Annotated in this window: 10 protein-coding genes; 6 read left to right on the top strand and 4 right to left on the bottom strand. The window is 60.7% G+C overall.

Translation table 11 applies throughout. From position 1 onward, the window contains the following. Window positions 1-27: 27 nt before the first annotated feature. Window positions 28-750 (bottom strand): hypothetical protein, encoded by a 723-nt coding sequence (locus tag NDB2M4_RS15130; RefSeq protein WP_139247323.1) that lies wholly within the window; start codon window positions 748-750, stop codon window positions 28-30. On the opposite strand from NDB2M4_RS15130, the gene NDB2M4_RS15125 reads away from it, so the two are divergent. Then, a complete protein-coding gene (locus NDB2M4_RS15125; RefSeq protein ID WP_072376577.1) occupies window positions 749-1,384 on the top strand; it encodes a site-specific integrase in 636 nt (211 codons plus the stop codon). The genes NDB2M4_RS15130 and NDB2M4_RS15125 overlap by 2 nt on opposite strands. Window positions 1,385-1,425: 41 nt before the next feature. Here NDB2M4_RS15125 and NDB2M4_RS15120 read toward each other — a convergent pair whose 3' ends face one another. Next, window positions 1,426-1,668, bottom strand: a complete 243-nt coding sequence (locus tag NDB2M4_RS15120) for a hypothetical protein (RefSeq protein ID WP_139247322.1) — start codon at window positions 1,666-1,668, stop codon at window positions 1,426-1,428. A 496-nt stretch (window positions 1,669-2,164) separates the two neighbouring features. On the opposite strand from NDB2M4_RS15120, the gene NDB2M4_RS15115 reads away from it, so the two are divergent. Further along, entirely contained in the window at window positions 2,165-2,596 is a 432-nt protein-coding gene (locus NDB2M4_RS15115; RefSeq protein ID WP_072376574.1) for a hypothetical protein, read from the top strand. After that, window positions 2,580-2,858, top strand: coding sequence for a hypothetical protein (locus NDB2M4_RS15110; protein ID WP_072376573.1), 279 nt, complete (start codon window positions 2,580-2,582; stop codon window positions 2,856-2,858). The genes NDB2M4_RS15115 and NDB2M4_RS15110 overlap by 17 nt, the downstream gene beginning before the upstream one ends. A 192-nt stretch (window positions 2,859-3,050) precedes the next feature. Here the strand turns inward: NDB2M4_RS15110 and NDB2M4_RS15105 are convergent, their stop codons facing one another. Beyond that, window positions 3,051-4,646, bottom strand: coding sequence for a putative bifunctional diguanylate cyclase/phosphodiesterase (locus NDB2M4_RS15105; RefSeq protein ID WP_072376572.1), 1,596 nt, complete (start codon window positions 4,644-4,646; stop codon window positions 3,051-3,053). A 412-nt stretch (window positions 4,647-5,058) separates the two neighbouring features. Continuing rightward, a complete protein-coding gene (locus NDB2M4_RS15100) occupies window positions 5,059-8,160 on the bottom strand; it encodes a tetratricopeptide repeat protein (protein WP_083556423.1) in 3,102 nt (1,033 codons plus the stop codon). A gap of 604 nt (window positions 8,161-8,764) precedes the next feature. Between NDB2M4_RS15100 and NDB2M4_RS15095 the strand changes: the two genes are divergently transcribed. The 3 genes from NDB2M4_RS15095 to NDB2M4_RS15085 all read left to right on the top strand — a co-directional run bounded on the left by NDB2M4_RS15095 (window position 8,765) and on the right by NDB2M4_RS15085 (window position 13,658). Further along, window positions 8,765-10,207 carry an IS1182 family transposase gene (locus NDB2M4_RS15095; protein ID WP_072376570.1) on the top strand — a complete coding sequence of 481 codons (1,443 nt, stop codon included), beginning with the start codon at window positions 8,765-8,767 and terminating at the stop codon, window positions 10,205-10,207. Between the two features lie 534 nt (window positions 10,208-10,741). After that, window positions 10,742-12,409 (top strand): TackOD1 domain-containing metal-binding protein, encoded by a 1,668-nt coding sequence (locus NDB2M4_RS15090; protein ID WP_072376569.1) that lies wholly within the window; start codon window positions 10,742-10,744, stop codon window positions 12,407-12,409. Continuing rightward, window positions 12,384-13,658 (top strand): glycosyltransferase family 2 protein, encoded by a 1,275-nt coding sequence (locus NDB2M4_RS15085; RefSeq protein ID WP_072376567.1) that lies wholly within the window; start codon window positions 12,384-12,386, stop codon window positions 13,656-13,658. Before NDB2M4_RS15090 ends, NDB2M4_RS15085 begins: the two co-directional genes overlap by 26 nt. Window position 13,659 lies beyond the last annotated feature (1 nt).

The raw sequence follows: 13,659 nt of genomic DNA, 5'->3' as shown, positions 1-13,659 counted from the left end.
GCTTTTCCTTTCACGCCACCATCCTCCTCACCAGTTTGACCCAACAGATGACCCAACATCGCGTCGGGACGGGCCACGAGGATGAGGTTGCGGCACCTGCACAAGCGCCGCGGCTACTGGTACTACATCCGTCGCGTCCCTGACCGCGCCCGGCCCGTCGATCCGCGCAAGTGGATCAACAAGACGACCGGCATCAGGATCGCCGATGATCCGCGCGGCATCTGCGCCGGCGCCAGAGCGGCGCAGCTCGAGACCTTGCTCATCACGCAATGGGAAGACCGCCTCGCAGGCCGCAACCCGGCGCCTGCCATAGCGTTTGCGCGAAACGTCGATATCGCCAAGCGTTACGCAGTCGCCTACCTCGCGCACGACGAGGTGCGGCAGCTGCCGGCTGAGCGCTTCTACGACCGGCTGGACGTCATCGCGGCAGAACCAACGCCTCAAGTCGCCTCCGCCATGATGGGCACCGTGGCCAAGCCCGCCGTCATGCTCTCGCAGCTGGTCGACGAGTTTGAACGGATCAACGCCGCCTCGCTGAAGGCCAAATCCGACAACCAGAGGAAAAAGTGGCGCGTCGCTCGCGACGCCTACGTCGAAAAGTTCATCGAGGTCATCGGTCGAGACATCGAGCTCGCCAACATCGACCGCAACCACGTGCTCGATCTGCGCGACCACCTCTGCGACCTCGCAATGGCAGACCCAGATCAAGATTTCAACCGCCAACTCGTACATTGGCCGGATCGCATCCATGTTCAGATCCGTGACCAAAGTCCACCGGCTGACATGCAAGGAAGACTTCAGCGGCCTCAGGATCGCCGGCGGCGAAGACGGTGTCCGCCTGGCATTCCCCAAGGAATGGGTGCAAGACACGCTGCTCGCCGAGGGAGCGCTCGACAGCCTGAACGACGAGGCCCGCGCCATCGTCTATCTCATCGCCGAATGCGGTCTCCGTCTCTCCGAAGCCTGCAATCTGAAACGGCACACCATCGTGCTGGACCATGAGATCCCGCATATTCGCATCCGGCCGGAAGGCTGCGTCCTCAAGACGGCTCCTTCCATCCGCGACATCCCTCTTGTCGGTGTCGCGCTGATGGTCATGCGGGCCCACCCCGTCGGCTTTCCGCGTTACTTCCATAAGAATGCGCAAGCTTCCGCGGTGATCAACAAGTCGCTGGCGAACAACCTGAGCCTGCCAGAGAATAGGACGCTCTATTCGCTGCGCCATACGTTCAAGGACCGGCTCACTGACGTTGCTTGCCTGGATAACGTGTCCCACCGCCTGATGGGTCACAAGCTACCGACGCCCCGCTATGGCGAGCCCAGTCTGGAGACAAAATTGTTCTGGCTGCAGAAGACTGCCTTCGTTCCACCGGGGAGGATTTAAAAACCAAGAGAGGGCCGCGCATGCGCCGGCCCTCCACTTCCTCAATCTCGGCGGTCCCATCGACTGGCAAGGTTCCTCAAGGCCGGCTTTGCGCCGGCTCGCTTTCGCCTCAACTCTTCCATGACCTTCAGCGCTTTTGCCTGCGGATCATCCTGCCCAGCCCTTCCGAGATCGCTCTCCACGCGCTCTAGTACGAAACCGTATTCGTCACCGAACTTGAGGATCAGATAGGCCGCCAGCACGCGGTATCTCTCCAATTCTTCGATCGAATATTTTCTGCTCATTGCGGTCAGCGGTCCATTCCTGCTGACCTGTTTCTGGGACCAAACGCCGAGCAAGAAAGGCGGCCCCAGAGCATTTTATCAAACCGTGCGCTCCCATTGCGCGCAGCGGTGTGCGTTGCCGGGACACGAGCCGCTTCTTTAAGCTCCGTAGCGCTGCCTATCCGTGCGGCCCGCAAATGAGATCCGAAGCTGGGCATCAGCACCGACGCCGGGCGGATACGATCGACGTTCGCGATGGTCGAGGCGACTTCGCGATCGTCAACCCTGCCACGGCACATACCGGCGCTCGTCGCTTCGCTCTGAGCTGCGGCGGGTAAGGGTCTTACCCTTCGCACCGAAGCCGATCCTCGCTTTGATCGTGACGTGTCCGCCGAGTGGTCAAACCGGCTGTGGAGCGCAAAATCAAAGCGGCCTCTCCTGCCGTCGAAAAAAATCAATCCTCACCACTTCACGGACGCATTGGTTGACCCAGTTCATTTGTAGAAGGAGATTTTAAATGAACCCAAAGCACACACCCAAACCAACGACCATCAAGGAAGGCCCTGCGCTTATCTCGAACAGTGAGATCGGCGTCCCCTACAGCCTGGCGGAATCCGTCGCCATGTATTTTGTCGTCTGCGCCGAGCAGACCAAGTACTGGCAGGAGAAGAGGCGCAGCTTTGACCGGCATATTCTCCCGGCCCTCGGCGAAGCGACGCTCGTCGGCGCCATCACCAGCGAACAGCTGGCAGACGTGATCAGCAGCAGGCGCGTCCAGGGTCACGCCGACGCCGCCCGTGTCTTGCACATCACTCTCAACCAGTACTCTGTTGTCAGGGGATGTCGATGCGGTGAGCGGGCATGGCTGGACTGCGACGCAAACAAAGCTTTGTCCGATCTGTGGGTTCGACTTGTCGGAGCTTCGATGGCCGATGCGCGAGGAGTGTGACCACGCGACCGAGCCCCCGCTCGATGTACCGCCGTTTGAAACGTGCGGGGGATGTGGCACGACGTTCGGCGTCGACTGGATCGGCGCCACCTACGGCGAGATGCGCCAATGGTGGCTCGAAAGGGTGTGCCCATCGTGGGCATCGGGCGGCATTGCTGGCGAGAACTGCGCAGATCCCGATGTTTTGCAGGCGTTCGCGCGTCTCAGTCGCGACCTTCTCCGGACGCCTAACGACTATCCCCTTTCGGCCGCGGTAGAGTAGGAACGGGCACTTGCCCCTTTGCGGCACCGCTACACTTGGTGGTGTTTTCGCTAGCAGCGTCTAGAGGCACGCAAACTCACCCTCGAGGGGCGAGCTGCGCGACGTGCTTTGGTGCGCAAGCCGGCGCGTATTTCTAACCGGATCTGCGAAGTTCAGTGTGTCGTGCACGCGTCTTAACGAGGGCCGCTGCTATCAGGCGCTTGCCGCTTGATCCTGCTTTAGGCCCGTAAAGCTCAGCTGCGAGCGCCTCACATGGAAATGTTCTTCCAGAGCGCTGTTCGGCACCGCCCGACCATACAGCCAGCCCTGCGCCAAATCGCAACCGAGCGTGGTCAGGATACGTCCCTGTTCCGCCGTTTCTACGCCCTCGGCCAACAGAGGAATCCCAAGGACATGCGCGAAATTGACGATCGCCTGCACCATGCGTCGCGATGCTTCGCAAGTCTCGATTTTGGCGACGTAGCTGCGATCGATCTTGATCTTGTCGAAAGGAAGCGTGCGCAAGTGATGCAGTGAAGAATAGCCGGTGCCGAAGTCATCGAGTGCCAGCGTGATGCCCTGATCCTTAAGCACATCGACATCAAAGGCAGTCTTTTGGTCGCTGGCGAGCAGTGCCTCCTCGGTCAGCTCGATCTCAAGGCGTTTGGGCGCGAGCCCAGTCTGAGACAGGATGGCAAGGAGTTGCAGTGGCAGGAGAGGATCGCACAGCTGCGTCGGAGCGATGTTGAACGATATCGGCAGATGCTGCGGCCATGCCACTGCCTCAGTGCAGGCGCGTTCGAGGACCTTTTGGGAAAGGGGGCCAATGAGGCCTGTTTCAATGGCAATTGGGATGAATTCGCTCGGCGTCACCGTGCCAAGGACCGGGCTCTCCCATCGTGCGAGCACCTCAAATCCGACCACTTTCCCCGTCGCAAGCTCGACCAGCGGCTGGTAGTGCGGGACGATTTCCCCACGCGGGATGGCCTCGCGCAACGCATCCGCCACGGCAGCCCGACGACGCTCTTTTTCCTCCATATCCGCAGTGAAGGCCCGAGCAAGCCCTCGCCCGGAATCCTTGGCGCGATAGAGCGCGATATCAGCCTTGCGCAGGATGGCATCGGCACGTTCGGCATCGTAAGGATAGCGCGCTATTCCCGCCGACAGATCAACCTGCACCACGCGACCTTCGATCAGCATCGGCTCACGAACGCGCAGGGCGATGAGATGCGCGAGTTCCATGGCGCGGTCCGGCATGTGGGAGGTGAGGAGCACGGCGAACTCATCCCCGCCAATGCGCGCAAGCAAGATATCAGGGGCCATGAAGCCACGCAGCCGCTCAGCGACTACTTGCAGAAGCTGATCGCCCACGAGATGGCCCCGTAAATCGTTGACTTGCTTGAAGTTGTCGAGATCGAACAGCAGGCAGGCGAATGGCTCTTTGCGCCGAGCGCCGCGCTCCAGCGCCTCCATGAACGCCCTGCGATTGGGAAGCTCCGTCAGGGAGTCGTTATAGGCAAGGCGATTGGAGAAGCGCTCGGCGCGCCGCGATTCCCTCCACCGCCGCACTGCGAACACCAGGAGCCCCACGGCCGAGAAAATTCCCGCGAGGATGACCGAGTCGAGCTCTTGGTCCGGATGGGCGGCGACATAGGCGAAAAAGCGGGTGCACACATCTGTGCGTTCGATGACAATCCACGCCGTTACGCAGGCCAGGGCGAGGAAGATCGCATCTACGATTGCGCGTCTGTTGCTGTTCTGCTCCGCGCGCACGCCGCCTTGCGCGTTTTTCGTTTCACCATCCGACATTCAGAAGCGTACCTGGATCCTGCACTCCTTGCTGATTTGTGAGTTCAATTCTTAAAAATTTGTCAGTGGCCGCCGTAGTTTATCTTGATCTTTGGTGCAGCCCCCGCGCCCGGTGCGCATTTAACGAGCGCTCGGGCGCGACTGTCCCATTTCGCAGCAGACGAAAATAAGCCCGCGTCCGTCGATATCCAGCAAGTCGAACGCGCAATGGATAGGACGCGCCTCGACCCGCGTGGGCTTGGCGGTGATGGCCGACGGCAGCTCGTAGAACACTGCCTGCTTTGCAGCGCGCGCGGTCGACGCAAGTCGAGTTCTTTACGTAGCAAACGTGGCTGTGCCGCGCGGTGCGGATCGCCGGCGTCGCCGCATCAAGCTCCGAGTGCTTGGGTGCTGCTCCGAGGTTAAGTTGCAGCTAACGGCGGGACGGTGCGGCGCTGCTCCGGGGCAAGGGCGATGCATCGAGCCTCTTAAGTGCCTCCTCGACGTCTCGTCGGGTGGTCTCCGACGGTCCTGACGCCAATGACGACTCATAGTCGTGCCGCGCGTCGTCGACTTGACCGAGGCGCTGGCGCACGGCGCCGCGATGGAACAGCGCCTCCGCATCGTTGGGCGTTGTCAAAAGCGCGCTGTCGAGTTCCTGCAAGGCGAGCTTGAAATCACCCGCCCCTTCCAAGGCCATCCCCAGGTGCTTGTGACCATCGGCATACGTCCCGAGCTCCACCGACCTTGTGAGATCCGTGATGGCGGCGGGGTAATCTCTGCGGAGCAAGCTGACGTAACCGCGCAATCCGTAGGCCAGGCCGTACCCAGGATTGAGAGCGAGTGCAGCCGCATAATCCTCGCGGGCATGCTGCAAGTCGTTGGCATCCAGGTAATGAGACGCCCGCGTCATCAGGGCGGCGACGCGCATTTGGGATGAAAGAGCCTTGTTGGAGATAATCTTCGAGCAGCCGCGCGCAAATCGTTGAGGGTCGGCGCTCGCGCAATCCTCGGCCTCCTCGTCGCCGACGCGCTTGGCCGTATCGATGAGCCTCTGGCGGCCCTCGGTGGCGAGGGACGCGGCCACGGGACCCGGCTTCAGCGACAGTGCCTTTTCATAGTCTGCGTTGGCCGCGTCACGGTCGCCGCGCCGCTCAAAAATCCCTCCGCGGCCGGCATATGCAAATGCGGCGCTTTTCTCGTCGAGCGCTATTGCCTTCTGAAAATCGGCGAGTGCTCTCTCATCGTCCTTCTGATTGACGTACATGGCACCGCGGTTCGTATAGGCTAAGGCAAATCCCGGATCCAACTCGATCGCGTGAGAGTAGTCCTCGATGGCCTTGGCGAGATCGCCCTTATTATTCCAAGCCGTTCCTCGATTGAGGTACGCCCCGGCCCGGTCTTTCGCGGGATAGGCTGTGTTGCCTATGACAAGCGCGCAATTGGAGATCACGAGGTCCGGATCCGATCCCGAGCAAAGCTCCGCTTCATTGAAAAAGCTTGGACCGCTTTTGGATGGGGTGGTCGCGGCGAGCCGCTTTACGCCTTGCGATGCCGTGGCCGCCAGACTGGATGGTGGCGATAGCTCGAGCGCGCGCTGGAAGTCGCTGAGCGCTTCCTGGGTGCGGCCCACGTTCTCGAGCGCGAGAGCGCGGTTGACGTGATTGCCCGCATCTTCCGGCGAAAGGCGGATAGCCTCGTCAAAATCCTTGATCGCCGCGTCGAACTGCTTGATCTCTGCGTAGGTGGACCCACGATCTGAATAAGCTGCCGCGAGGTTGACGCCTCCCGCCTTGATCGCTTCTGTGAAATCGGCGATGGCGCGCGCAAACTCATCCAGCCGTGCGTACAGCAGGCCTCGGATGATGAGCGCTCGCGCGCGGTTGTCTGGGGGTGCAGCCTCGTCTTCGGCAATATTGGAACAGCCATGGAAGATGAAGTCGACGTTGCCACTGTCGCAATCCTTCATCGCCTTCTTGTCGGCCTGGGGTCGCGCACCCTTTATGCGCGCGAGACCTTCATAGGCACGCTGTTCCGTCAGCTTTGAAGGATTGAGTGCCAGCGTCTGCTTGTAGTCGATGGCGGCTTTCCCCCTGTCGCCGCGCATCTCCTGGGCGTAGCCACGATAGCGCATCGCCACCGCATCCTTCGGGTCTAGAGCGAGCGCCTTATCGAAATCGTCGACGGCGAGATTATATTTCCTTTCCTCGGTGCGGATCTGCCCGCGGCCGAAGTAGGCGAGTGCATAGTCGGGGGCCAGGAATATCGCGCCTTCGAAATCGTCGATTGCCTGCTTCGCTCGCCCGAGTTCATGCAACGTCAGAGCGCGCCCCGCGTAACCCTTCGCATCTTTCGGGGCCAGGGCGACGTACTTGTCGTAGTCGCGCAAGGCCTTCTCGTTCTGATCGAGCTGGTAGTATGCGTTGCCGCGGGCGTAGTAGGGCAGGGCGAAGTCCGGACTGAGGGTTATGGCCTTGGTGAAATCGTCGATAGCCGTCGGTGTCCTTCCGAGGTCCAAATAGGCCATCCCGCGATTGTGGTGGGCCTTTGCGATCTGCTCTGCCGATTCATTTGCTGCATTGATCGTCTGTGTACAGGCGGCGATGGCGGTCGCCGGGTCATCGCTGAGGCAATAGTTTCGTTCTTGCGCTTTTGCGGGTTGGCTCGCTGGTGTGGCCACGGACGCAGCGCCCTTGTTCGCTGAGGGCGCCCCAGGCGTCAGACGCGAGAGTGCTTCGCGAGCAAAGTCGGCAAGCTGCTTGGGTGGGTTCAGCTTTAGCAGGGCTTCGAGGTCAGCCGCCGCCTTTTCATTGTCGCCGCGGTCGGCGTAGGCGCCAGCGCGATTTGCGTAGGCCTCAGGTATACGTGGATCGAGTTCTATGGCCGACGCATAATCTGCAATCGCCTGGTCGAACGCCTTGTTGCGCCGATAGATGTTGCCGCGATTGACATAGGCGTCGGCATAAGCGCGGTTCAGCGAAAGCGCCTTGTCGTAGTCCGTGAGAGCGCCGGCATCGTCCTTGAGGTCAGCGCGCGCGACACCGCGATTGAAATAGCCCTCAGCGTCCTGGGCATTGCTTTTCAGGTGGGCGTCGTAGTCCGCGATCGCGCCGGCAAAGTCGCCGCGACCGTGGTCCGCGAGGCCGCGGTAAAAATGGGCTCCCGCATAATCGGGTGTCAGCTTGAGAACGGCATCGAAGTCGGCGTACGCCCGATCGAATGCGCCCTGCTTGACCAGAAGGAGGCCGCGATTGAAGAGCGCGTCGGCATCCTTGTCGTTGAGGCCAATCGATTTATCGAAGTCGGGCAACGCCAAACCGGCCTGGCCCTGCTTGAAGTACGCGGTTGCCCGATTGTAATACGCGACCGCCATTCTGGTGGCCGGTTCGCCGCCCGCGTCGATGATGCGGGAACAAGAAGGGATCACGATGGCCAGATCGGCCGCGGCACAGCCGCTCCATTCATCCGCACGAGCTGCTGCAGGCGCCACCACGAAGCCGACAACAAGGAGTGTGGAAATCCTTGAGGGAGACATTGCGGGCGCTCGCAATCCGACGTTCTCAAAGTAGCCGCTCGACGAGGCGACACTACGTCAGCGTGCGGTTATACGCAACGGCGGCCGCAGCTGTCGACAGGCGGCTCAGCGGCGGTACTGGACGAACGGCGTGAGCTCGCCGACGCGGTCGCAGACGCGGCGCGCGGTGCTGTTGTCGTGCTTCGTCGTCCAGTAGGTGCGTGCTGCCACGCTTGTGGGCGGACACCGCGTACCTTACGGGTGGCGGTGCCGTACGGTCGGTGCAGAAGGGAACGTGCTCAGCCGTCGCGACATCAGTGCTGGCCTGATGCCTGCTGCATGAGCGTACGGGCTCCAGCCTCTTGACATATGCGTGGACGGGACAGAGCACGCGCGAAGTGGGTATGATGGAGCGACCGGCACGATTAATGTCGGTGGACCGGCACAACAATGAGTCCCATGCACTTGGTCATACGAGCAAAGACCGACGCATCACATGTTATCGTCGCGGGCGGTCGCCAGGTGGGGCAGAGGTCGCGTCAGCTTTGCCGAGAGGCTGTGTGAAAACGCGCCCCGTCCCGACGAACCATTGTACGATTCTCACAAGCAAATGCGGGAGGATCGAATGGGTCGGTTCATCGAGGGTGCTGATCGGACGCAGGCAACGCTTCTCCCAGAAACAATTGACGACTACGTCGGCGATGAAAACCCCGTGCGCGTGGTCGATGCCTTCGTCGACGCGCTTGATTTGGCGGTACTCGGCTTCGACGGCGTCATCCCAGAAGAGACCGGCCGCCCGAGCTACCATCCGGCAACGATCCTCAAGATCTACATCTACGGGTATCTCAATCAGGTGCAGTCCTCGCGCGGCCTCGAGCGCGAGTGCCATCGGAACCTCGAACTGATCTGGCTCACGGGCCGCCTGGCACCAGACTTCAAGACGATCGCCGACTTTCGGCGCAACAACGGTCCCGCCATTCGCAAGGTGTGCCAGCAGTTCGTCGCCCTTTGCCGCGGCCTGGATCTCCTGGACGCCCGCATTGTCGCGATCGACGGCAGCAAGTTCAAAGCCGTCAACGCGAAGACGAAGAGCTTCACGCGCGAGAAGCTTAAGCGACGTCTCGGCGAGATCGATGCGGCAATCGAAAAATACCTCGTCGAGCTCGATCGTGCCGATGAGGTGGTGAGCAAGACCGGCATGTCGGTGCCCGAAGCGCGATTGGCGCGAGCGGTGAAGAAGCTGGCCTACTGCAGACGGGAGGCCAATGCCTTGAAAGCGATCGAGCGGCGCATGGACAGCAGCGGAGAGATGCAGGTCTCGCTGACCGATCCTGACGCCCGCGCCATGGCGACGACGAGCAGAAAGCCCCGTGTGGTCGGCTACAATGTGCAAAGTGCCGTCGAGACGAAGCATCACCTGATCGTCGCGCACGAGGTGACGAACCTCGGCTACGATCGCGACGCTTTAGCAATGATGGCGCATGCGGCGCGGGAGGTAATGCCCAGCGACGAGATCGAGGCTGTTGCCGACAAGGGCTATTACAAGGGCGAAGAGATCGTCGCGTGCGAAGAGGCCGGGATCCCGGTAACCGTGCCCAAGCCGCACACCTCTAATGCAGCCGCCCACGGACGCTTCGATCGCGCCGACTTCACCTACATCGCCCGCGATGATGCCTATGTCTGTCCCGCTGGCGCGCGACTGACGTATCGCTTCACGAACGTCGAGGCCGGAAAGACGCTGCACTCATACTGGACAGACGCCTGCGGAAGCTGCGCCATCAAAGGCCGGTGCACCACCAGCAAGGAGCGCCGCGTCCGCCGCTGGGAGCACGAGGGCATCCTCGAGCGCGTCCAGAAGCGGCTCGACGATGATCCCAACAAGATGTCGCTGCGGTGCCAGACCGTCGAGCACCCGTTCGGAACGATAAAGGCGTGGATGGGTGCCACTCACTTCAAGATGAAGACACTGGAGCACGTTGCCACCGAGATGGCGCTGCACGTCCTGGCCTACAATCTGAAGCGGGTGACGGCGGTCCTGGGCGTGCCAAAGCTGCTCGGCGCGATCTGAGGGTCAGCAGCCCGCCCCCCCGTTGATTCAGTAGGTGGGCCGCTCTTTCGTTCTCACACAGCCTCCCGAGAAAGCGGAAGTGCTCCGATCCGACGTGCACTAGGGCGCCATGAGACTATGAACTTCTGCACTTCCCCACATAGGCGACCATCGGTTCTCAGTTGCCCACGCCTTTGAATCTCATCGGTTCGCAAACGCAGCGGATCGGGCAAAATCGAGGTGAGATCTCTGCTTCGGCCTGCTCTTGAGTTTCAGTTTCACTGCCATGCATCAGCCGTTTCTGAACAACATGCACCAAGTCTAAGTCATCGGTGAAGACTGGTCCGTCCGCACCGCACCCCAATCGGCAACAAGGGCACAATTGCCTCGCATTTGAAGCAGTCGCCAGCAAGGAACAGGTATGAGCTGAGTTCAATCAGGTCACAGGCTTGTTCAAAAGTCGAAGCTGGCTGACGAGGACGCCTTCATGCGTCCTTAAGTTCGTTTGTGCACAGAGGGTATGCGTAGACCGAGTGCGAGTGAGGCGTACCCCGAATGGCGCGGCTTCTTGTCGTCGAGGACGACGATGTCCAGCAGCATATTTTGAAATCGGCCCTTGAGAACAAGGGACACGTCGTTGACGGTGCGAGCGATGGACTGGCTGCGCTCCGCAAATTGCGTTCCGGGCATTACGATCTGGTGCTTCTCGATTACCGGATTCCGGAGGTCGACGGCCTAGCGTCCGCCAAGATCCTTCACGAGACGATGGACAATGGCGTCCGTCCGAAGATTGTTGCGATAACGGCAAACTCGAGCGAACTCGAAGCCCGGGTTGGCGCGGACGGCGTCTTCGATGCCATCGTGCCGAAGCCGTTCAACCTCAACGACATCCTCGCGCTGGTAGACAGGGAACTGAAAAGCGGGGTCGTCGCCATACGCGCCGCAGCTGCCGAGTCGACTTGGCGGCAGCATGGGTTGGCCCGTACCCCCGCAGCTTACATCGTCCCCGACCCCATTCCCTCTCAGCGAGAGCTCCTGCAATCGCTTTTTGATGTAAGCGGCGCGCGTATACCGGACGTGATTGCCATAGTGCATGAGAGCGGCTGGTCGGAAATCGTCAACCTGCGAGAGAACTCCGATCTGTTTCTCTGTCCAGTCGTCGATCTCACGGGGCACTTTGATGGCATCGCGGACGGATGTCTTCCGAACTTCGATCCAGACAGGATCGCCGCGTTAGCTGCAACGCTTCGCCGTTTCGCCGAACGCCGACGCCAGTTGTCGCTCGCTTATGTCAACGCCAACGACATCGAGCATCGACTGCTTGCCTACTTGTTCTTGTCGGGCCAGACGCTTCATCCTGTGCGGTATGCCCAATCGAAGGACTGCGTGCGCTACGTTGGCTTCTTCTCGGCACCGGAGGCTGGCCGCATCGCGGTACGGCTCGATAAACGCGGCTTGCTGTCGAAAGCGTTCGTCGATCGGATCCACGTATGCTCGCGATGCGAATCTGCTCGCCTTAATGCGCGCGAGGAATGTCCCGAGTGCCGTTCTTCGCACTTGCGCGAGGAGGCCGTAATCCATCATTTCCGTTGCGCGTGTCAGGCGCCGGAGGGGGAGTTCATTTCCGGCCGGGACCTCGTTTGTCCTAAATGCCGCCAGCATCTGCGCCACTACGGCAGCGACTATGACAAGCCGGGGAGAGTTCATGTTTGCGCCGATTGCGGTCATAAGTCGACGGAGGCAGCAATCGGATTCGTCTGCTACGACTGTGGGAGCCACGTCGACGGAGACGTGGTCGCGCGTCGCGATATTTACAGCTACCGCCTTACCGAGGAAGGGCTACGGGTTCTGACGAACCGGTCAGTGGTCCTGCCGGACAGCGGCACCGATCAGTCATTCCTAGCGGCCGATTGTGCGCCCGCCATTGCTGAGATCACCTATGCGGCGAAAGCCCGGCTCGTCGAGGAGCATGGCAAGTCCGGGTTCGAGAAACTACGCGAGATGTTTATCGAGAACCTCCGCACGGCGCTTTCGGATTCGGCCGTCTTCTACAGCAGGGACGATCGGGACTTTCTCCTGGCTCACGCGGGACTCGAGGACGTCACGACAGCACTGCTTGAGCGCTGCCAGCGACCTTTGCCTCAGGCCCTCGGGGCGAGTCTCCAACCCCTCGATCGTCCGAGCAGGAACGGTGTGCATGAGCGATCTGCAGTCGGCTCTTGAGTTCCTGACAAGTCAAAGCGAGGTCAGTCTGGCGGTACTGTTCTGGTACACGCTCATATTCGACGTGCCTCGATACGTGGCCGTATTCGCTTCGTTGGCTTTGGCAGAGTTCTTTGTCGACCCCCGTGCGAGAGGAAGTAGCCCGGCCCCAGACTACTCGCGCGTAAGCGTCATCATAGCGGGCCTCAACGAGGCCGATACGATTGAGCGCTGCGTTCGATCGCTGCGGGAACAGTCGGTCCAAGGCTTCGAGATCGTCATTGTAAGTGACGGCTCCACAGATGCCATGCCCGAGAATATACGCAATCTGGCGCGCGAGGGTGTCGTCGATAGCGTGTTCGATATGGATTTGCGAGGGGGGAAACCGGCGGCGCTAAATCTTGCCGCTGGCGCAGCCAAGGGCGACGTCATCATAGTCGCAGATAGCGACTGCTCATTCGACAGGTTCGCCATAGAGCGAATTCTGGAACCGTTTTGCGACGCTGGAATCGGTGCGGTCTCTGGAGACGTTGTCGTCCGCAATGCGCGACAGAGCCTGATCGCAAGGTTCCAGTTCATCGAATATCTGTTCTCCATATCTGTCGGAAAGCGGTTTGACGATGCTCTCGGCCTGGTCAAGTGCATATCCGGTGCCTTTGGAGCGTTTCGCCGGTCAGCTATCGAGCAGATTGCTGGGTTCGATGCGGGCAGCGGGGAGGACCTTGATCTCACCCTGAGATTGAGAGCGGCGGGGTGGCGTATCGCATTTGCTCCGGAGGCAGTCGTCTACACCGCCGTCCCAACCTCGCTTTGGCGCTTGTTTCGTCAACGCCTGCGGTGGGAGGGAGATGCCATGGGCCTTCGCTTCCGCAAGCACCGCTCGTTGATGCAGGGCACGACTTCACGATTCAATATCGTGGAGGCGATCCACCAGTGGGAGTTCTTGTTCTTCAGTGTGGTCGGCGCTCTGATGCTGCCGGTCTACGTCGCTTGGCTGCTATCGCTCTACGGCAGCTTCGCGCTCATCGTCCTGATGTCCATGGAAATTGGCCTTATGGGATTGAACGTGATCATGCTGCTGCTTGCGGGCGTGATCACTGGTCGACCGATCGTGAGCGAGAACATTCTCTATGTTCCCGGATACACGCTCTTCAACAGCCTCATCATGCGCAACATCCGGCTGATTGCGTATGTCGAGGAATGGTTCCGTTTTCGCTCCCTGCGCGACAACTATGCGCCGCGCAAGGTCCGCGAAGTGCTGCGCTGGTAGG

This window comes from Hyphomicrobium sp. NDB2Meth4 (genome assembly GCF_900117445.1).
Taxonomy (GTDB): Bacteria; Pseudomonadota; Alphaproteobacteria; order Rhizobiales; family Hyphomicrobiaceae; genus Hyphomicrobium_A.
The sequence above is the reverse complement of the archived record's forward strand: the minus strand, read 5'-3'. Positions and strand labels throughout refer to the sequence as shown.